This window comes from Paenibacillus sp. NPDC101420 (assembly GCF_050277435.1).
In the GTDB taxonomy this organism is placed as follows: Bacteria; Bacillota; Bacilli; order Paenibacillales; family Paenibacillaceae; genus Paenibacillus_AQ.
Genome location: NZ_JBNNSE010000002.1, coordinates 484681 through 505169 on the forward strand (window position 1 = coordinate 484681; position 20489 = coordinate 505169).

A 20489-nucleotide genomic window follows, 5' to 3' on the forward strand; every position below is an offset into this window, starting at 1 on the left:
ACTCATTAAGGCTGGGAGGAAGAACATTATGGATGCAACGAAATTAATTCAAACAGGAATCGCCGGACTAATCGAAGGCAAGAATCTGACACGTACAGAAGCACGGGATATAATGGGTGCTATAATGCTAGGAGATGCTTCACAAGCGCAAATCGGTTCACTGCTGACCGCTTTACGAATTAAAGGAGAAACCGTGGAGGAGATTACGGGTTTTGCAGAAGCTATGAGAGGGTTCGGCACATCCGTACTGACTGATCGCGCACGCTTGTTAGATACTTGTGGTACGGGCGGTTCCGGCATCCATAAATTTAATATTTCAACCGCCTCAGCAATTATTTCATCAGCGGCTTCTGTAAGAGTTGCCAAGCATGGAAATCGCTCTGCTTCAGGCAGAGCGGGAAGTGCGGATGTACTTGAAGCCCTTGGCGTAAACATTCATCTGAATGCAGACCAAGCCCGAGAATGTCTGGATCGTATCGGCATTTGCTTTTTATTCGCACAAATTTATCATCCTTCGATGCGGCATGCAGCAGCTCCTCGCAAGGAGCTTGGTGTACGTACGATCTTCAATATGTTGGGTCCTCTTACGAATCCCGCTGGAGCTGACCGTCAGCTCCTAGGGATTTATGACCGAAATAAGACGGAGACGGTGGCTAATGTACTGAAGGAGCTAGGTTCCAAGCGCGCAATGGTTGTAAGCAGTTCGGATGGTCTAGACGAGATTAGCATCTCAGCCTCTACATTAGTGTCTGAACTAAAAGAGGGTGTAGTGACAACTTATGAAATTACTCCGGAGGGATTAGGTCTTAACAGACATCCACTTGAAGCTGTTTTGGGTGGAGACGCAGCAGAGAACGCAGCAATTATTACCTCTGTGCTCCAAGGTGAGATCAATCCCTACCGAGATATCGTGTTAGCTAATGCAGGAGCATGTATATATGTTGCGGGTCTGGCAGATACCATGGCCGGAGGCGTCGAGAAAGCTAAAGAAGTAGTGGATTCGGGTAAGGCATTATCCAAGCTGAAACAGCTTGTTGTGATGACGGAGGAGCTTAATTATGTATCTTGATAAAATTGTCGCTACAAAGATCAAAGAGGTGGAGGCGCTCAGTAATAGCTTTTCTCTAGCCCAAGCTGAACGTGATATAGCAGCACTCCCTCAGACTAGAGGCTTTCGTAAGGCTCTGACCCAGGGGAAGAACAGGGATATAGGTTTGATTGCGGAGGTAAAGAAGGCATCCCCTTCAAAAGGGCTGATTCGTGAGGATTTCGATCCTGTTTCCATTGCAAAAGGTTATGAAGCGGGCGGTGCTGATTGTTTATCTGTTTTGACGGATACGGATTATTTTCAGGGAAGCGCTGCTTACTTGCAGCAAGTGAAGGAAGCTGTAAATCTGCCGCTGCTACGCAAAGATTTTATTATCGATGAGAAACAAATTTATGAAGCGCGTATTCTTGGAGCAGATGCGGTGTTGTTAATCGTTGCTATTTTGACACCGGATAAACTGTCTCATTTTATAGAAATAGCTACTGGACTTGGAATGGATGTATTAATCGAAGTTCATGATCGGAATGAGCTTGCAGTGGTATTAAGTACAGACAAGATAACACATCCTAATATTCTGCTGGGTATTAATAATCGTAATCTGCGTACCTTTGAGACGTCCTTAGAGACAACGGCAGAGCTGGCAGCACTAGTACCTCAAGGGGTACCTGTGATCAGTGAAAGCGGAATTGCAGGGCCAAGTGATATTGACTACTTAAGAACGACTGGCGCTCACGGGGTCCTCGTAGGGGAATATCTAATGCGTCAGGCAAATGTAGAAGAAGCGGTAAATGGATTGCTAGGAATGCTTCCAAATGGAAAGGACCGTGTCCGGCATGGCTGAGACATTGGTAAAAATCTGTGGACTTCAGGACGTTGAAGTGCTAAAATCTATGTTACACTTACCACTAGATTATATTGGATTTGTATTCGCTCCTAGTCGTCGCAGGGTTACTCTGGAGCGTGCTTCCGAACTGATTGCTGAACTTCCGCAATGGAAGACTAGTGAAAAACCTAAAGCTGCTGGGGTTTTTGTTAATCCAGAGCTGGATGAGCTGAGCGAACTGCTTTCCGTTGTGTCACTAGATGTCATTCAGCTACATGGGCAGGAAAGTCCAGCCTTTTGTCAAAAGGTTCAGCAAGCTTTCCCACAAGTTCAGGTGTGGAAGGCATTGTCTGTTGCTGATAAAGAGCGTGATGACGCGGATAACAAATATACATTGGAACAATACGCAGGCTTCGTTGATGCTGTATTGTTAGATACTTATGATCCTCAGCAGAGCGGCGGCTCTGGGCGCACGTTCGCTTGGGAGAGGTTGCCTGATTATCAGGAAATCGCGCTACGAAATGGTTTGCCGTTATTTGTGGCTGGCGGACTTCATCCTAATAACGTAGGAGAGTTGCTAGATACTTATGCTCCGTACGGAGTAGACGTATCTAGTGGAGTAGAGAGTGAAGGCGTTAAAGATATTATTAAAATGACAGCTTTTGTGGAAAGGGTGAAGCAATCATGACACAAGTACCGGACCAGCATGGACGTTTCGGTTCATTCGGAGGGCGCTTCGTGCCCGAAACTTTGATGACTGCATTGATTGAGCTGGAGGAAGCCTATGAGAAGTATTCGGCAGACCCTGCTTTTCAAGAAGAAATAGATTATCTATTAAAGCAATATTCCGGACGGGAGACCCCACTGTATTATGCGGAACGTCTAAGTAAACATCTGGGAGAAGCAAAAATATATTTGAAGCGTGAAGATTTGAATCATACGGGCGCTCATAAGATTAACAATGCGATTGGTCAGGGCATTCTGGCTAAAATGATGGGTAAAACCAAGGTGATCGCTGAGACTGGAGCTGGTCAGCATGGTGTAGCTACTGCTACGGTTGCAGCCCTTCTTGGTATGGAATGTAAGGTATTTATGGGGGAAGAGGATACTCGTCGCCAGGCACTCAATGTATTCCGTATGAAGCTGCTTGGTGCTGAGGTAATTCCCGTTACGTCCGGATCGCGTACCTTAAAAGATGCCGGCAACGAAGCGCTTCGCTACTGGGTTAGCAATGTGGAAGATACTTTTTACATTCTCGGTTCTGCCGTAGGCCCACATCCTTATCCGATGATGGTTCGTAACTTTCAGCGGGTTATTGGTGATGAAACGCGGCGCCAGATTCTGGAGGCTGAAGGAAGACTGCCGGATGTGCTTGTTGCTGCAGTAGGCGGCGGTAGTAATGCTATCGGCATGTTCTATCCATTCGTAGAGGATAAAGGTGTCGGTATGATTGGTGTTGAGGCAGCAGGCAAGGGAATTGACACACCATTTCATGCGGCGACGATGAGTAAGGGGACTCATGGCGTATTCCAGGGTTCGATGAGTTACCTTCTGCAGGATGAACATGGTCAAGTAACAGAGGCTCATTCCATCTCCGCAGGTCTGGATTATCCAGGCGTAGGTCCTGAACACTCTTATTTAAAAGATATCGAACGCGCAAAATATGTTCCGATTACGGATGCAGAGGCGCTTGATGCACTGAAGCTGCTATGTGTAACGGAAGGCATTATTCCAGCTTTGGAGTCAGCACATGCGATAGCCCATGTAGTGAAGATGGGTCCAACCCTTACCAAGGATGATATTGTTGTTATCTGCCTGTCAGGCCGGGGAGACAAAGATGTGGAATCGATCATGGCGTACACAGAAGGGAAGGGAAACGAATGACAACCGAAACTACAAACCGGATGGATTTGGTATTCCGGAAGCTTAAAGCTGAAGAACGGACGGCATTAATTCCTTTTCTGACGGTTGGAGACCCTGATCTGGAGACTACGCTTGCCATCATCGCAGAACTGGAGGCGGCAGGTGCAGACATTTTGGAGCTAGGAGTACCTTACTCTGATCCGCTAGCAGATGGCCCTGTCATTCAGCGAGCGTCTGCACGAGCTCTGCGGGGGGAGGTTCACCTGCGTACCTGTATGGAGACCGCGTTAAAAGCTCGTCAAGCCGGAAGCAGCCTGCCCTTTATTTTGTTTTCCTATTACAATCCTATCCTGCAAATGGGGTTGGATACATTTTTCGCAGAACTGAATGCTCATGAGATTAGTGGTCTTATTATTCCAGATCTTCCTGTCGAGGAATCAGAGGAGATGCGCCGCCGCAGTAGTGAAGTTGGCGTTAATCTCATTCCACTAGTTGCACCGACCTCAAGTGAACGTATTGCGAAGATTGTCTCAGGTGCGAGTGGGTTTATCTATTGTGTATCCTCGTTAGGTGTGACAGGGGAACGATCCACTTTCCATGCTGATGTAGAGGCGTTTATTGATTCCGTGCGTCAAGCTACGGATCTGCCGGTGGCTGTAGGATTTGGGATCTCAACTGGCGAACAGGTTGCCCGCTTTGCTCAGATTTGCGATGGCGTGGTAGTAGGTAGTGCGATTGTTCGTAAAATAGAAGAGGTCATTCCGCTGCTCGATAATCCCGCTACACGGAATGAGGGGCTGTTGCAAATTCGAGAATTTGTGGCACAATTAAAAAGACCATAACAGTGTCATTTTGACCTGTGTATAGTGGAGTAATCAACTATGGAGAGCGAGGACTATTCATGAATCCAAAACCGAATATAGTTAATCTCCCTGTCTACAAACCAGGGAAACCTATAGACGAAGTTAAGAAGGAGCTTGGCTTAAGTGAGGTTATTAAGCTTGCATCCAATGAGAACCCGTATGGAGCTTCCCCGAGTGCTAAAGAAGCTATTCTAGCAGAGCTTGAGAATCTTTATCTATATCCAGACGGATCGGCCGTTGAGTTGACGGCAGCACTTGCCAACCGTCTTGGTGTGAACAGCGATAATATTATTTTTGGCTGTGGTTCTGATGAGATTATTGCTCTTATTGCTCGTGCTTTCTTCTTGCCAGGTGATGAGACAATCATGGCTGACCAGACCTTCTCTGTGTATAAGAGTAACGCAGATATCGAAGGCGCTGTGTCCATCGAGGTACCACTTGTAAATGGTACACATGATCTGGATGGGATGCTGGCCCGTATTACGGACCGTACGAAGGTTATCTGGATTTGTAATCCGAATAACCCAACAGGAACGATTGTACCAGAGGAAGCCTTGGTTTCTTTCCTTGATGCTGTTCCTTCCAATGTAATGGTTGTTCTTGATGAAGCTTACTGTGAGTACGTAACAGATCTTTCTTACTCCAACGGTATCCAATTATTAAATCGTTATACGAATTTGGTTGTGCTTCGCACATTCTCCAAAATTTATGGCTTAGCCGCATTGCGTATTGGTTATGGCGTTGCTAGTCCTGAGATTATTTCATTGATCAACAAGGTACGCGAGCCTTTCAATACCACTCGTCTTGCGCAAGCCGCGGCTCTTGCTGCCTTGAATGACCAAGAATACGTGGAGGAATGCCGTCGTCTTAATAGCGCGGGTATTGTCCAATTACAAGGTGAATTCAAACGTCTGGGCCTTGAATCCTTCCCTGCACACGGGAACTTCATTATGGTAGATGTTCGTAAACCTGCAACCGAGGTTTTCGATGCTTTGATGCGTAAAGGAATCATAGTAAGAGCGGGTCATCAAGTTTACCCTACTTATATTCGTGTTACTGTGGGCTCTGCTGAACAGAACACAGCGTTTATAACTGCGCTGGAACAAACGCTTATAGAGTCTGGTGTGCGGGCTTAGTAATAAACAGCAAGACTAGACTAAAAAAGGCAGGTAGTTCAAAGAACATGACGACAAAAATAGCTATATTCGGTGTCGGTCTGATCGGAGGCTCACTGGCCCTTTGCTTTAAAGGCAAGGAGGGCCTGACCGTCGTAGGACATGCCCACCGTCCTGAATCCGCGAGTAAATATATAAGCAGAGGTGTGGTTGATCAAGCCACGCTTTCTGTTGAAGAAGCGGCACTTGATGCTGATTTCATTTTTTTATGTGTACCGGTAGGGATGTTAGAGGATTATCTGCAGCAATTAAGTAAATTGCCTCTAAAACCCGGCTGCATTATTACAGATGTAGGAAGCACGAAAGCTAGTATTGCCGCATGTGCGGTCTCCTTAGATATTCCTGGAGTACATTTTATCGGCGGACACCCAATGGCAGGATCAGAGCGCTCAGGTGTTGAGGCAGCTTCATCACTGCTATTTGAGAATGCCTATTATGTGTTGACGCCTCCTCCAGGAGTGCCAGATGAGGCTTATCATGCACTGGAGTCTCTACTACACCACACAAGAGCACAGATAGTACGCCTTGATCCAGAACGCCATGATGAGATTGTAGGTGCCATTAGTCATCTACCGCATATTATTGCTGTTGCTTTGGTAAATCAGATTCGTGCCTATGACGATACAGACTCCTTATATAGCACGCTAGCTGCAGGGGGCTTTCGGGATATCACTCGGATTGCGTCCAGTGATCCTATAATTTGGCGAGACATTTTGCTGAACAATCGTTCCGTAATGCTTCGTTTATTGAAGGATTGGAACGAGGAAGTTTCTTCTTTTGTTCGTCTACTGGAAAGAGAAGATGGCGTAGGGATTGAAGAGGCCTTCGAAGAAGCGAATGGCTTCCGCAGTCAGTTGCCTGAACGGCGTAAAGGCATGATCGCACCTTTATTTGACCTACATATTGATGTACCGGATCATCCGGGGATTATCGGTCGCATCGCTACTGAGCTGGGGGACCAAGGCATTAACCTTAGCAACGTACAAATCATCGAGAGTCGTGAAGATGTGCCGGGTATTATGCGCCTATCTTTTCGTCAGGAGAACGATATGGAACGAGCGAAAGTGCTCCTGCAGGAGCACGATTATACCGTATATGTGTAGTATTAAGGTTCGCTCAGGGTCATTTTCAAATCGTAATAAATAGTAAAAACAGCGATTCTCATGTTATTAGAGAATCGCTGTTTTGTTATTCTGGCTTGTTGGTTGCTAGCTTCCACATGCCGCCGTCAGTACCACCTTTGAAGTAGTCTTTCGGACTCCACTGACGCTATTTCATTTGGAGGGCTTATATTGGGTGTTTTTCGCTCTAATTTAGATTTGGCTTTTTGTAACTGTTCCCGAACTCGCTTTCTCCATTTCGATCAGTATTTCTTCCAAGAAATTCTCAGGTACATAAGTCATGCCATTCATTATAAATTCCTGGCTGACATTAACCAAATTAACTTGAGTTTATTTCGCCGTAACTATTTTGGCTATCTACAAAACGATTTCTTGCTGCTCCTATACCAACTAAAAAGAGAAAGGCCGAAGCTCCAAGCAGAATGAAAAGTGGCAGGTTCCAACTATTTGTCGCATCATGCAGATATCCTATAAGGGCAGGACCGATTGCGGCAAGCAGATATCCGATCGATTGCGCCATACCAGACAGTTCCGCCGCTTGATGCGCATTTTTAGTACGTAAACCGAAAAACATCATGGATAAGCTAAAGGCGCAGCCTCCACCAATTCCGAGTATGATGATCCACAACAGAATGATATTGGAGCTTCCGTAAAGCAGTCCGAGCGTTCCCGTCAAAAGCAAAATGGTTGTGATGACCACTAACGAACGTTGACTTGACATTCGCCCAGCAATAACGGGGACAATAAAGGTAAATGGAAGCAGCGCTAACTGCATTATTGAGAGGTACCATCCTGATTGGCTTGAGTCAATGCCTTGCTGCTTTAAAATTTCAGGCAACCATGCGATCAGCACATAGAAAATCATGGACTGCATACCCATAAACAAGGTTACTTGCCAGGCGAGAGGGGAACGCCAAACATTTACATCATTGCAGGCCATCTGTTGACTCGTCGAGGTTGTTCGCTTCGTATGCTTCCTTAATTGAGGCAACCAGCAGAGGATCGATACAAAGCTTAAGATCCCCCATATTCCCAACGCTCCCTGCCATTTTAAACCTACGTTTGCGGCTAGCGGTACACTAATTCCCGATGCGATCGCTCCAGATAAACTCATTGAAATTCCAAAGATACCAGTCATGGCACCTATTTTATTAGGGAAATCACGTTTAATTAAACTTGGCATTAATACATTACAAACGGCAATTGCAAATCCAAGAATTGCAGTTCCAATATACAGATTTGCAGCGCCAGCTAAAGAACGTATTACAATACCAACAGTCAAAAAGATCAGGGCAAACAAAATTAAAAGTTCTACTCCATACCTGCGTCCTAGTTTTGGTACTAGAGGCGATAATAAAGCAAAGGTAAGTAACGGTACCGTTGTTATCAGGCCTGCTAAAGTATTGGAGATATGAACGTCTTCCCTTATGAGACCCACTAAAGGACCGACCGAGGTTAAGGGAGCACGTAAATTTGCGGCAATAATAATAATGCCGAGTATTAGCAGCCCTAGAGATGATGGTAAGATTTTCTTGTTCGGCATTCTTCATTTCACCTTCCAGAATTATGTGTACTTTTGGTTTTCTGCTGATTGAAAAACTATGAAATAACATCCGCGCGGACAATAAAAGTATATTATAATATATTAAAATTAACAATAAGTATTTTATAGTTAACTTTATAAAGACTGTCCTATCACTTGAAGTGCTTTATATTAGTTAAAAAAAATACAACTCTGAGTTCCCATATATAATGGAATACTGAGTTGCATTTTATAAGTGAAATTTTCGGCTTTTAGAAACCATATTTTAAGGAGATATGGAGCACTGTTTCGCTATTCGTATGATTGGTATAAGAGTGAGGGCGATCTGCACGAAAACTGATCGTATCATATTGATTCAATGTGTACATCTCACCATTGACTTGAATTTCAATGGAACCAGTCATTACTGTCGCAATTTCAGTTGTATTCACATGATGACCTTCAGGGTGATACGAACTATTTGGCTGTAAGTAAGCTCGACACATTTCAATATCGTTGCTTACGTTTTTAAAGACGGGTTCAATGATCCAATTCTTTTGATCATTAGAAAACCGAAGACCTTCGCCTGCTCGATACAAACTAACAGGGTCTTCAGATTTGAACAAAGCTAGTAGGGGTAAAGATAGGCCTTTTGAAATTTTCCATATAATCGCCAAAGTTGGATTTGTCTCGCCGCGTTCGATATTCCCCAGAGTAAGTTTACTTACACCTGTTAATTCCGCTAAGTCATCTAAGTTCATGTTTTTTTCTTTTCTGTACTTTTTCAAGGCACCGCCGATTTGAAGTACAAGTTGTTTTGATTCATCGATTTCATTCATTTCATATTCACCTCAACAAATATCTTTATAGCTAGTATATTGTTTATCTTGACTCTTTTCCATACCTCTTCAAGTGGACGCAAACGGGGTAATAGATGACTGTGGGGATTTGTAGAAGCTAATTCGCTCGCTATAGTAAAATAACCTATTATAGATCATCTAACAAAAGGTACAGCGCTTACAGGACAAAAAAAGACCGCTTACAAAGTAAGCGGCTACAGTTCACAATAAATTGGAACCGTGTAGTATTTGGATAGGAGTGGAGAGAAACCATACTGTACTTTTATTATATGTATACGTTTACATTTTGTCAACAGTTTATTAAAAAGAGATTAAAGTCACATTACAGTGATCAAAGTCTTATGGTTGAACTTCATGTTCGTTTATAATCTGTTGTCAGGTCATGCTGACGAGATTACTGCTCTGAAGTCTATTAATGTCATCCTATGAGAATCTGTGATACAATAGATCTGGTATATTTCTAGATTCGTTATAAAATTTATATGCTCATAGAAATATGCCATTTTTCTTTTTATATTCATCACAATCATCATGCCTTAATTATTGGGTGTTTGAATATACATAGGTGTATTTCAAAATTGAAGAACGGATAAGTTGCACGTCATATATTTCCCCTTAAATTCCCACAAGGAACGTTTGTCTTACATAAAAGGTCGACAATATCGTTTCTTCTTGTAATAAACTAAAAAGTTGTAGTAAACCAGCGCAACTTTTAAAGCCCAAACCGGTATAATAAGTACGGACCGGACGGGAAAAGACGTGCAAGGGCGAGGAGGGCCAATCTCACCATGACGGATTCCCAGTTGATCCAGGAAATTAAACAAGGCAACACAGAATTATATTCAGAATTAATGCGTCGTTATCAACGAAAAATATTGGCATTTGTATATCATATGCTTAGAAACTCACAAATGGAGCTAATTGCAGAGGACCTTTGTTCGGAGACTTTCTACAAGGCATTCCGTAGCTTGCATTCCTTTCGAGAGGTAGATGCTTCCTTTTCAACGTGGTTGTACACTATTGCTCGTAATACCGTGCTAAGTGAGCTTCGTAAGAATCGTGCCGGAAATGTATCCCTAGAAGAGAGTGGATATACTCCCGTTGCACCGTTTGAAGTAGCGCCTGAGCAGGCTGCATTGCGTAAAGAACGGATGAATTTGGTTCGTGAGGCAATTAATAATCTTCCGGAGAAACAACGCTCTGCGCTAATCCTGCGTGAATACGATCAGATGGATTATCAAGAAATTGCAGAAATTTTGGATCAGAGTGTAAGCTCCGTGAAATCATTGTTGTTTCGTGCCAGAAGTAGTGTGAAGCTTCAACTCGAATCCTATTTCAATGAGCCTGAAGTTGAAGAGCAGGTTGAGAGGGTGTAAGGCGAATGAATTGCAGGGAAGCGCAAGAATGTATTCCGCTCTTGTGGGACGCTCCCCCCACACATCCTAGGCGGATTTTGCTCGAACAACATATTGAAACTTGTCCTTACTGCGCGGCTGAATGGTCTCTGTGGCAAGAGAGTAGCCAGCTTATGCATGATTTGAAAGAAGAGATTAGTGAAGAGCGTGCAGAAGTTATAAATGTTAAAGTTATGGAGCGGATTTATCTAGAGAGTCCTTGGTTGATGCCAGGGGATGGGAAATCCGCAGGGACATCTGCCATTGTTCGTCATAGGCTTAGTCTCTGGATCGCTTGCTTCCTGGCGGTATTTTTGTCTAGTGTTCTTTACTTTACTATGTTTAGAACACCTGCAGATATCACTGTGGCTCAAAGTGGAATTGTAGAGACTGGCGTTGCTGGCTCTATGGAATGGACTTCTACATATCCCATTTTAGGCTCTGAAGGTGGGATTATTGAACCGCTTGTAGTAAATATGGGACCTACTCATCCTCAATATTGGATGATGTTATCCATGCTTGGCGTGGGTTTTGCAGTGTTTTCGTTAACCCGGCTGAATCGATATCGCAGATCATAAAGGGTCTATTGATGTATGACTTAGCTATTGCAGTATATAATAGTGTTAAGAACGATGTAGGAGTCCCTTTATGTAAAGATAAGGGGCTTTTTTGTATTCTAATACGCATAAAAGAAGACTTTTTATTTCATCCATGTTACATTAAGAGACAAATACTTAGGTGAAAAGGGGGAGGCAATATGCTAATCGGCTTGATACGCCATGGATTGACGGACTGGAACGCAATTGGAAAGATACAGGGGCAAAGTGATATTCCGCTTAATGATGAAGGACGGATGCAAGCTGCTATGCTTGCTGACCGCTTATTACAAGAGCCGTATCGCTGGGATTATTGCATTACAAGTAACCTTTCCCGGGCAGCAGAGACAGGCAAGATCATCGCTGATAAATTAAATGTACCGTTGCTTGATCCTGATGACCGGATCCGGGAACGTGCCTACGGGCAAGTAGAAGGGCTTACTGCCGCTGAGCGTGAAGAGAAGTGGGGGAAAGATTGGAGTCAGCTTTCACTTGGTCAAGAAACTGACGAACAGCTTCAAGCACGTGCACTTGCCTTTATGGAGGATATTTCTGCGCAGCATCCCAATCGGAACATACTAGTCATATCTCATGGAGGATTCCTCGCTCAACTGTATACTGCATTTTACAAAGATAAGTATTCTGAGCGAATTGGGAATTTATCCCTGACAATTTTGGAGAAGAAAGAACGGGAGTGGAACCCTATTCTATATAATTGTACTCGCCATATCCTGCAAAATCAGCGTTAACCCGTGCATCGGGTTATTTTTTTTGCGCAAAGGGGAATAAAAAGGGCTGTATTTCCCATAATGGTAGTAAAACGGTGAGGCGATAAAACATGAATCTGGCGGATATGCTCACTTATGCAGATATTGGACAGCTGACCGCCATAGCGGGACGCTACCGGTGTGAATGCAAGCAGAATTCCAAACATGACTTGATCCAGAGTATTTTGATTATGCTTGGAAGCAGAAGTTTTATGGAGTCTCATATCCGGGAATGTGCTCCGGAGGATCTACGGTTTCTGAATACATTACTTTTTGATGAACGCAGCTACTTTAGTCTGGAAGATTTGTTGGCTGTAGCTAGACAGGCTTCTTTTGATGCTCAAGAAGGAAAGACCGGGGGCTTCCGGGAAATGGTTTCTCGTTTCAAAAGCGGAGGCTGGCTCTTTAGCGGTTCCTCCCAGCAAACCAGATACTTGTTCCAAGTGCCTAAAGACTTGAAAGAGCGCTTTCGTGAGACGATGAGCGCACATATCAAGGATAAGGTTGCGGTTAGCTCTGAACCAGCCATGTATCGAAATGAAGGAGAATTGTTATTAAGTGATCTGGTTATGCTTCTGAGATATATCAAGGAAAATGAGCCAGAGCTTAATCAGGAAGGGGCAATGTATAGGCGGTATCAGCAAGGAGTGATGAATGCACTTCATATTCCGGAGGATCTTCTTAGCAAAGGCGGCTGGAGATTTGGTTATGGTAGGGCATGTGAGCATTATCCGCCTAGATTAGCGCTCCTGTATGATTATGTTCGTCATCGCCGCTGGATCACTGAAGAAGGTTTTCGGCTAAGGCTTACGGCGACTGGAGAGGCAGTGTTAGCCGACGGAAAATGTGACTCTTTGATGCAGATATTCTCTTTTTGGTTAAAACTATATAAGGGGGCTGTACCAAACCTGCCTTCACTTGTGTATTGGGTAAGCATTAGTGCTGGGAATTGGGTGAGCGTACCTTCATTAGTGGATGGTATTGGGTGGTTAATTAAACCGTTCTATTATGACAATGCTGCCTCTATTTTGGAGCAACGAATTATTCGGATGATGGTGCACCTTGGGATGCTTAAATTAGGGGAGACTACTGCTGGTCTCACTGTGATGATGACGCCGTGGGGGATGGAGATAGCCGTGCCTAAACATCTATAGTAGTATGAAGGCATACAAGCAAATGCTTATGGGGATTACATACGTAGATGAGGACTTCGCTTTGGTTGTTGATAGGAACATTAGATGAAGTATTGATCAGAATGGGTAAATATGTAGAACGTAGACAGGATTGTTGAATATGATTTAGTAGGTGCCGTCACTTTTGAAACCGAAAACAAAATCATCTTGATGGATATCAAAATATTAAAGCAATAAGGATCTCTTAAACAGCGGAGGTGTATCGAATGGACAAAATGAAGGCTACGTACGAAGTGATGCTAGGACTTGCGGCAGAAATGGTGTGGGATGAAGCGCTGCGAAAGCGTCGCTCCGACATCTTGCACCGTGAGATTGACACGGCGCTGGCTACAGGAGATAAATTGGCTTTTCGAAATCTTACAGAAGAACTTAAAAGTTTGGCATAAAGAAATGCGCTTAGCGCATTTCTTTTTTTATTAAATAGGTACCTGTTCAACTCACTTTCTGTATCAATTAGAGGTGAAGGAAGCCGGGGGAAAATCTAAATCTAGACGTTTGTCTTCCTCTTTCAATATAATGGGATTTATAACATCGGGCAAATTTGTGAAAAGTGGATGCGAAAAAGGATCGCAAATAGGGAGATGACATTAATGAAATTCAGTGATTTTGAAGTTGAACAGTGGGAAGAAAATCGAAAGTTCTATGATACATGTCTCATACCTTTTACAGGATTAAGTGGGTCCGAGAGTCCCCCTGAGACGGTTCAAGCATTAGAAAGATTACGTGATTTTATGGATTTGGTGGAAATACCGTTTAAGGGACGGATTGTAACTTACCCGGCGATTCAGTATGGAGGGGAAGGATATGTCGATCTAATTAATGAGGTTTGCCGAAAAGTCAAATCCAGTGGTTTCCAGTATGCCGTGGTGTTAACAGCAGATATAGCACTTCTGGAACAAGAAATTTTTGAAAGCGATTTAGTACTCTCTCTGCCTATCATTGAGGGCTCTCTGGAAGGTAAGATTAATAGTGATATTGGTATGAAAATTCAAAAGATGTGGGGACGGTGAGTCACTTTTAAATGTGACAGAAAATCAACAATTGTAAGTGGAAATCACTTTTTGGCCTGTCACAAATTAGACAATATTCTTGACGGGTTTTAGTGCCTAAGCTATTATTAGGTTGAATCGAAATGGTATGTGATGTATTTCATTGAAAAGATTTGAAAACGGATTATTTATAGTAAGGCATCTCTGATCGGACACCTTAGATACTTTCTTATATCTTGAGAAGGGGGTTATATAACAGTATGAGCAGCCATAATGATCAACAGGATATTTGGCCTGAACAACCACCCAGCCGTAAAGAGATGTCGCGCAGGCAATTTTTGACCTACACGCTAGGTGGCGCTACTGCTTTTATGGGGGCAGGTACAATTCTCCCAATGGTCCGTTTTGTCGTGGACCCAATATTACATAAGAAGGGCGCAGGTGATTTTATAAAGGTTGCTGAAATTAGCAAAATCACCGAAGAGCCCCAAGAGTTTACGTTTGAATTGAAACAGAAAGACGGATGGTACGACAGCACAGCGACGCTGACTGCGTGGATCCGTAAAGACGCAAAGGGTGATATTTATGCGCTTTCACCCATTTGTAAACATTTAGGTTGTACGGTTGGATGGAACAATGATAAGGCACATCCGGACGAGTATCACTGTCCTTGCCACGGTGCGCGTTATACCAAACTCGGCAAAAATCTCGAAGTAGCTCCAAAACCGCTTGACCAGTATAAAACGAAATTTGATAACGGGTGGGTTCTTTTGGGTGATATTGTGCCTAATACAGTAGCTAGTGAGGAGGCGTAGGTTCTAATGTTTAAAAATGTCTATAACTGGATTGACGAACGTTTGGATGTTACGCCAATTTGGAGAGACGTGGCCGACCACGAGGTTCCTGAGCATGTTAACCCGGCCCATCACTTCTCTGCGTTTGTGTATTGTTTTGGCGGACTGACCTTTTTTATTACAGTGATTCAGATCTTATCGGGTATGTTCTTAACGATGTATTATGTTCCAGATATTATCAATGCTTATGCAAGTGTTGAGTATTTACAATCTAGTGTTGCCTTTGGACAAATTGTTCGCGGAATGCATCACTGGGGTGCAAGTCTTGTCATTGTTATGATGTTCCTTCATACGATGCGCGTCTTCTTTACAGGCTCTTATAAAGCTCCGCGTGAGATGAACTGGGTAGTTGGAATGCTCATCTTCTTCGTAATGTTGGGGCTTGGTTTAACGGGTTACTTATTGCCTTGGGATAATAAAGCTTACTTCGCGACTAAAGTAACACTCGAAATTGCTAACTCTGTTCCAGTGATGGGACCCGTATTGAAAGAACTTATGCAAGGCGGTACGATTGTTGGTGCAGAAACGTTGACTCGGTTCTTCGCACTTCATGTATTCTTCCTCCCAGCGGTGCTTCTTAGTCTGCTCGTAGGACACTTTATTATGATCCGCAGACAAGGGATTTCTGGACCGTTGTAAGTTAATCTGAGAGAGGAGGAATACGGATGGCACATGGAAACAATTCTAAGGAAAAGGTTGTATATGTCGGTGATACCAGAGTTCGTAAAGGCAATGGATTTATCACACCTCCAGACTATTCAGCCTATCCTGGTAAATCGGAAGCCTTTATCCCTAACTTTCTACTGAAAGAATGGATGGTTGGCGTCGTTGTACTTGTAGGAATATTAGTGCTTACTATTTCAGAGCCAGCGCCGCTAGGGTTTCCAGCGAATGCGAGTGCTACGGTTATCCCAATTCCTGACTGGTATTTCTTGTTTCTCTATCAGTATTTGAAGCTTCCTTATGCTTCAGGTGATTATATCGTTCTGGGTACATTAGGTGTAACCGGTGTAGCTTTTGGTTCACTTCTTTTAGCACCATTTCTTGACACGGGCAGAGAACGTCGCTTCTATCGTAGACCGATCGCTTCATCTTTGATGTTCTTATCGCTAGCGGCGATTGTGTACTTAACAAATACCGCTTGGACGGAATACAAACATGAAATGGCTGAAACTGGTCAAATTCCTGAAGATGTTCAACGGGAAGAGAAGGCGGCAGAGAATAGGGCGAAGGGGCTTCCAACCTCGAGTGCAGTTAAGGCAAAGGAAGTAGCGATTGTAGATAAGGATGATCCGGCTATGGGGCTGTTTAAGCAAGCTACTTGCATCTCTTGTCATGCGGCGGATTTGAAAGGGGCAGGCGGGCCTTCACTTCGCGGCGTTGGGGACACCCATGATAAAGAAGCAATCCTTACTATTATAAAAGAGGGTCAAGGACAGATGCCGAAGATGTATGATATTGCTCTGGGAGCGGGGCTTTCGGATCAAGACATTGATGCCTTGGCAGACTGGCTTGCCAAACAAAAAAGCGAACAGTAAAATAAAAATAACGCAAAACCTGATCGAAACTGCGGTCAGGTTTTTGTATGTCTAAATGTAAAGTTGCCACTACTTGGGAGGTTAATGATCTGTATGTCCGTTCTTGATAAACTGTTTAAGCACCGAGGAATCATTTGGTTGTTATTTATTGTGAATCTTCTCGGTACCATTTATGGCTACATATGGTATGGCAATCAATTGGAGTTCACGGCGGCTAACTTTCCGCTTTGGCTGCTCCCGTTTGTTCCAGATAGTCCAACCGCAAGCTTGTTCTTTACCTTGGCGCTGTTGCTAATGCTCTTTCCTCCAAAAAGCTATACGGGAAACAATGTAAGGGAGCTTATAGAGGCGTTAGCGGTTGTGACGTCTGTGAAGTATGGGATTTGGGCAGTAAGTATGATTTTTGCTGGAGGTTATCAAGGAGACATTCTAGTTTGGAAAGACTGGATGCTGGTGATCTCTCATTTGGGGATGGCGGTAGAAGCCTTGATCTATGCACGATTCTTTTCTTTCCGCAAAATGATTCCGCTAGCGCTGTTCTGGACCCTTGCTAACGATATGCTGGACTATTCCTATGGAATATACCCATGGTTACCTTCTGTACTGAATGATGATGTCACACAGGTGCAATATTTCACGATGGCGCTAACGGTGTTTAGTGTAATTGTTGCTTGGTTGTTTAGTAGTAGACAAAGATCAGTAGACTCTATCTATCAGTTTAAGAACAGGTTCTAGTAAGCAGTTCTAACCCTTGTCCGCCTGCCATACATTTAGAATTATAAGAAGTATAAGTTTTATCCTATACTTTATCCTTATAATTTTACGAGAAACGAAAATCGTCTAATAAAGACGACAACGTCGTTTCTTCTTAGGTAGGAGGGGGATGTCTCATGCTCCGAGGGAGATATTATGTGTTGGTTATTCTAGTGTTTTGTTGGTTATTGACCAGCATGAATGTTGAAAAAGCTTCAGCAGCGCAAGGGAATGCTGGTGAAGGTTCTGGCAAGGTTTCGAAGCAAAGCGCCGACGTTAGTTCGGGCGACGGTTTGACAGTGATGAGTGGAAAGACTGGAGCACAGCAGCTAGAACAAGCCGCTGAGGCATTGTATGGGTATGTCTTGGAAGGGGATGTGATGAAGGTCCGACAAGAGACCGAAGAGATCTCTAGGATCATAGTGTCCTCTTCTTTTGAAGGAATGACCTCTGTAGAGGGCATTAATGCGTTGTCAGGGGTCATTATGGACCTGAAGGCTGCTGTGGCAAGTGCAAAAGTATCTCAGCAGCAATTGGAGGCTACAGCTACCAGGTTACGATTAGCTGCCAACAGTCTGAATCAACCCGGACAACCCATTTGGCTTCAGTATTATAAGCTAATTCGCGAGGATTTAAATGCGATGGAGCAAAGTGGCGCTACAAATGATCTGGCGGGATGGAAAACGGCTGTAGAGAGGCTACAGGGCAGGTATGAAAATATCCGGCCAGCGGTGATCGTCTCTCGGAAACCTGAAGTTGTAAATACATTTGATTCTTGGCTCTCATATGCCGCAGGCATTCCTTCTTCCTCACAAAAAATCGAACGGGCCCGGTTACTTGAAATTGTGTCTTATGGTCAGGATACTGTGCGGGTAATGTTCGGAAAAGAGAAGGATGAGCCGGCTTTGTCAGTACCCCTGGCCTCACAAGAATTTGGGATTTGGGGAGGACTAGCCGCAGGATTTATTATCGCTGTATTAGCTTATGCGGGTTATCGTAAGTACCGTGGAGAGAATCAGAACTTCAAACCAATTTAGTGGAATGGTTATATAAATAAGTAAAAGGAGCGGGGTAGAATCCCCCGCTCCTTTTTTAACGAATCAAAACTTATATATTTGGGGCCCCCGCAAAGTACCTGAGTACGTATCGAAGCAAGGCCCCACTTTGTGGGGATATTTTATGTTTCTCTGAATCCCTCGCCTTGTACGTCGTGCACATCGCTAATAATTACGAACGCGTGCGGATCAATCGATTTGACCAGTAAACTAAGACGGCGAATTTCCTGCCTTGAAACTACACAGTACACCATATGTTTGGCTTGCTTAGAATACGCACCGATTGCAGGGATGAGTGTTACACCTCGTTCTAGTTCAGCAGTTATTAGATCAGCAATTTGGGGTGCCTCATCACTAATGATTGTAAATGCTTTGGCGGCATATGCGCCTTCCTGGATAAAATCGATGACACGCGATGCGATGAACACTGCAACGAGTGTGTATAGAATTTTTTCTTTGGGAATATAGAAGATGGAAGAGCCGATAATGAAAATGTCGATGGCCAGAATAATCTGCCCCATACTCCAGCCGAAATTCCGTCCCAGAATTCTTGCCACAATGTCTACGCCACCTGTAGTGCCACCAAAACGGAACACAATCCCAAGCCCGGTTCCAAGTGTTACCCCTGCGTATAGTGCAGCAAGAATAAAGTCATGTTCGGTACTGAAAGGGACAATCCATCCAGCAGAGATCAATCTTTCGAAGATCCACAAGAAAAGGGACAAAGATCCGATTCCTACCCCTGTGTATACAATTTGGCGGCCGCCTAGGACTTTCCAACCGAGCAGAAACAATGGGAGATTGATTAGCAGTGTTGTTAAAAAGATTGGAATGTCAAAGGCATAATTAAGCAGCAGTGTGATTCCCGTTACGCCGCCTTCCATTAGTTGACTGGGAATGATGAAATACAGTAGTCCGAATGCATATACTGCGGTTCCGAGCATGATAGGGGCAACTGTTTTGCTGATTGAAATTACCTTGTTTGAATTCATGGAATCCCTCGTTAGGCCTTGTTAAGGCAGTTTTTCTTTTCCTATAATAAGTATACCTTTTCTTGCAGGTGTTAAAATATTCAAAAAAGATTTGTCTTCAAAACGTCTTTACGATAACATAGGGGCAAACAGAAGGCAAGATATACAGAGGGGGCAAAGATACATTTTATGGACAAAAGTCTTGGTGACATTCAGCGTGAAGTAGACGCTTATATATCGCAATTTAAAGAAGGGTACTTCAGTCCGCTGTCTATGTTAGCCCGCATGTCCGAGGAAGTCGGAGAGTTGGCGCGGGAAGTCAATCATGAATTCGGTGAGAAGCCGAAGAAGTCTGATGAAGCAGAGAATTCTATAGAGCTTGAACTGGGAGATATTTTGTTTATTACTGTTTGTTTTGCAAATTCTCTTGGGATTGATCTGACTGAAGCACATAATAAGGTCATGCATAAGTTTAATACCCGAGACGCTGGTCGTTGGACACCAAAAGACACCGATTAGGCCTCTATAACATATGCTGTACCAAACGAACGGGATTTAGCCGTGAGGATGGTGAGGATATGGATCAAAGGGATTATGTAAGAGAAGCCTATCGCTCTATATTGCGTAGTGACTTTGCAGAAGCTATTGTATGCTTTGAAGCCGCGATTGCAGCAAGTCCGGCTGATGCTGAAGTCAGATATCGTTGTTCCATAACGTATGCCCGCAGTGGTATGCTAGATAAAGCTTTAGTTCATGCTCAGGCGGCTATGAAGTTAGATGGCAGCAAACCTGAGTATAGTCTACATCTACAGCATCTTCAAGCTATGATGCATGTACAGGAAGCTAAGCGGTTGATAGAAGATGAAGATAACAAAACTCGTAACCCGTATCATCCGATTACGCTACTCAAAGAGGCCATCACCCTTGATCCATTATATGGGGATGCTTATGTATGGCTTGCCATCGCACATAGTCGGGTGAATGAACATATGCAGGCTATGGCCGCCTTGAAAGAAGTGATTTCTTTACATCCGGATGATTCTGGCTTGCGAGAATTAATGGTAGACCTTCAGAAATCCATACAATCGTATATGCAGTAACTAT

The 20489-nt window shown here is 43.8% G+C and carries 23 protein-coding genes; 20 read left to right on the forward strand and 3 right to left on the reverse strand.

The annotated features are described in order from the left end of the window. The first annotated feature begins 28 nt into the window (after positions 1 to 28). Genes trpD through ACQKMP_RS11020 form a run of 7 tightly spaced genes read left to right on the forward strand, consistent with a single transcriptional unit; the run spans position 29 to position 6875 of the window. A complete protein-coding gene (trpD, locus tag ACQKMP_RS10990; RefSeq protein WP_339242709.1) occupies positions 29 to 1069 on the forward strand; it encodes an anthranilate phosphoribosyltransferase in 1041 nt (346 codons plus the stop codon). After that, positions 1059 to 1889 carry an indole-3-glycerol phosphate synthase TrpC gene (gene trpC / locus ACQKMP_RS10995; protein WP_042190172.1) on the forward strand — a complete coding sequence of 277 codons (831 nt, stop codon included), beginning with the start codon at positions 1059 to 1061 and terminating at the stop codon, positions 1887 to 1889. The genes trpD and trpC overlap by 11 nt, the downstream gene beginning before the upstream one ends. Further along, positions 1882 to 2559: a phosphoribosylanthranilate isomerase gene (locus ACQKMP_RS11000; protein WP_339248630.1), complete on the forward strand. Its 678-nt coding sequence runs from the start codon at positions 1882 to 1884 to the stop codon at positions 2557 to 2559. Before trpC ends, ACQKMP_RS11000 begins: the two co-directional genes overlap by 8 nt. After that, the gene (trpB, locus tag ACQKMP_RS11005) at positions 2556 to 3755 is read left to right on the forward strand and encodes a tryptophan synthase subunit beta (protein ID WP_042190170.1); all 1200 of its coding nucleotides are present in this window, start codon (positions 2556 to 2558) and stop codon (positions 3753 to 3755) included. Before ACQKMP_RS11000 ends, trpB begins: the two co-directional genes overlap by 4 nt. Then, entirely contained in the window at positions 3752 to 4576 is an 825-nt protein-coding gene (trpA, locus tag ACQKMP_RS11010) for a tryptophan synthase subunit alpha (protein ID WP_042190168.1), read from the forward strand. The genes trpB and trpA overlap by 4 nt, the downstream gene beginning before the upstream one ends. Before the next feature lie 59 nt (positions 4577 to 4635). Continuing rightward, entirely contained in the window at positions 4636 to 5733 is a 1098-nt protein-coding gene (gene hisC / locus ACQKMP_RS11015; RefSeq protein WP_076284569.1) for a histidinol-phosphate transaminase, read from the forward strand. Between the two features lie 47 nt (positions 5734 to 5780). Beyond that, positions 5781 to 6875 (forward strand): prephenate dehydrogenase, encoded by a 1095-nt coding sequence (locus ACQKMP_RS11020; protein WP_339242704.1) that lies wholly within the window; start codon positions 5781 to 5783, stop codon positions 6873 to 6875. 337 nt (positions 6876 to 7212) lie between these two features. On the opposite strand, the gene ACQKMP_RS11025 is transcribed toward ACQKMP_RS11020, so the two are convergent. Both ACQKMP_RS11025 and ACQKMP_RS11030 read right to left on the reverse strand, forming a co-directional pair. Then, positions 7213 to 8436, reverse strand: a complete 1224-nt coding sequence (locus ACQKMP_RS11025; protein ID WP_339242702.1) for an MFS transporter — start codon at positions 8434 to 8436, stop codon at positions 7213 to 7215. Between the two features lie 251 nt (positions 8437 to 8687). Next, positions 8688 to 9254, reverse strand: a complete 567-nt coding sequence (locus ACQKMP_RS11030) for a helix-turn-helix domain-containing protein (RefSeq protein WP_042190158.1) — start codon at positions 9252 to 9254, stop codon at positions 8688 to 8690. A gap of 809 nt (positions 9255 to 10063) precedes the next feature. Between ACQKMP_RS11030 and ACQKMP_RS11035 the strand changes: the two genes are divergently transcribed. The 11 genes from ACQKMP_RS11035 to ACQKMP_RS11085 all read left to right on the forward strand — a co-directional run bounded on the left by ACQKMP_RS11035 (position 10064) and on the right by ACQKMP_RS11085 (position 18396). Next, positions 10064 to 10651, forward strand: a complete 588-nt coding sequence (locus ACQKMP_RS11035; RefSeq protein ID WP_042190156.1) for an RNA polymerase sigma factor — start codon at positions 10064 to 10066, stop codon at positions 10649 to 10651. A gap of 5 nt (positions 10652 to 10656) precedes the next feature. Continuing rightward, positions 10657 to 11247, forward strand: a complete 591-nt coding sequence (locus ACQKMP_RS11040) for an anti-sigma factor family protein (RefSeq protein WP_042190154.1) — start codon at positions 10657 to 10659, stop codon at positions 11245 to 11247. A gap of 179 nt (positions 11248 to 11426) precedes the next feature. Continuing rightward, the gene (locus tag ACQKMP_RS11045; protein WP_042190151.1) at positions 11427 to 12014 is read left to right on the forward strand and encodes a histidine phosphatase family protein; all 588 of its coding nucleotides are present in this window, start codon (positions 11427 to 11429) and stop codon (positions 12012 to 12014) included. A gap of 89 nt (positions 12015 to 12103) precedes the next feature. Then, the gene (locus tag ACQKMP_RS11050) at positions 12104 to 13186 is read left to right on the forward strand and encodes a hypothetical protein (RefSeq protein WP_339242698.1); all 1083 of its coding nucleotides are present in this window, start codon (positions 12104 to 12106) and stop codon (positions 13184 to 13186) included. Between the two features lie 245 nt (positions 13187 to 13431). Beyond that, positions 13432 to 13611 carry an IDEAL domain-containing protein gene (locus ACQKMP_RS11055; protein ID WP_042129535.1) on the forward strand — a complete coding sequence of 60 codons (180 nt, stop codon included), beginning with the start codon at positions 13432 to 13434 and terminating at the stop codon, positions 13609 to 13611. Positions 13612 to 13815: 204 nt separating this feature from the next. Further along, positions 13816 to 14235 (forward strand): DUF2487 family protein, encoded by a 420-nt coding sequence (locus ACQKMP_RS11060; protein WP_149646826.1) that lies wholly within the window; start codon positions 13816 to 13818, stop codon positions 14233 to 14235. Positions 14236 to 14474: 239 nt separating this feature from the next. Then, entirely contained in the window at positions 14475 to 15029 is a 555-nt protein-coding gene (locus ACQKMP_RS11065) for a ubiquinol-cytochrome c reductase iron-sulfur subunit (RefSeq protein ID WP_042190144.1), read from the forward strand. A gap of 6 nt (positions 15030 to 15035) precedes the next feature. Next, positions 15036 to 15707, forward strand: coding sequence for a menaquinol-cytochrome c reductase cytochrome b subunit (qcrB, locus tag ACQKMP_RS11070; protein WP_042129529.1), 672 nt, complete (start codon positions 15036 to 15038; stop codon positions 15705 to 15707). A gap of 26 nt (positions 15708 to 15733) precedes the next feature. After that, positions 15734 to 16606 (forward strand): menaquinol-cytochrome c reductase cytochrome b/c subunit, encoded by an 873-nt coding sequence (locus ACQKMP_RS11075; protein ID WP_042190142.1) that lies wholly within the window; start codon positions 15734 to 15736, stop codon positions 16604 to 16606. Between the two features lie 93 nt (positions 16607 to 16699). Continuing rightward, positions 16700 to 17341, forward strand: a complete 642-nt coding sequence (locus tag ACQKMP_RS11080; RefSeq protein WP_339242694.1) for a DUF1405 domain-containing protein — start codon at positions 16700 to 16702, stop codon at positions 17339 to 17341. Between the two features lie 155 nt (positions 17342 to 17496). Continuing rightward, positions 17497 to 18396: a sporulation protein YpjB gene (locus ACQKMP_RS11085; protein WP_339242692.1), complete on the forward strand. Its 900-nt coding sequence runs from the start codon at positions 17497 to 17499 to the stop codon at positions 18394 to 18396. A 140-nt stretch (positions 18397 to 18536) separates the two neighbouring features. On the opposite strand, the gene ACQKMP_RS11090 is transcribed toward ACQKMP_RS11085, so the two are convergent. Next, positions 18537 to 19406: a YitT family protein gene (locus ACQKMP_RS11090; RefSeq protein WP_042190138.1), complete on the reverse strand. Its 870-nt coding sequence runs from the start codon at positions 19404 to 19406 to the stop codon at positions 18537 to 18539. 168 nt (positions 19407 to 19574) lie between these two features. Between ACQKMP_RS11090 and ACQKMP_RS11095 the strand changes: the two genes are divergently transcribed. Both ACQKMP_RS11095 and ACQKMP_RS11100 read left to right on the forward strand, forming a co-directional pair. Then, entirely contained in the window at positions 19575 to 19904 is a 330-nt protein-coding gene (locus tag ACQKMP_RS11095; protein ID WP_036676271.1) for a nucleotide pyrophosphohydrolase, read from the forward strand. A gap of 59 nt (positions 19905 to 19963) precedes the next feature. Beyond that, positions 19964 to 20485: a tetratricopeptide repeat protein gene (locus tag ACQKMP_RS11100; RefSeq protein WP_042190136.1), complete on the forward strand. Its 522-nt coding sequence runs from the start codon at positions 19964 to 19966 to the stop codon at positions 20483 to 20485. The last annotated feature ends 4 nt before the right edge of the window (positions 20486 to 20489 follow it).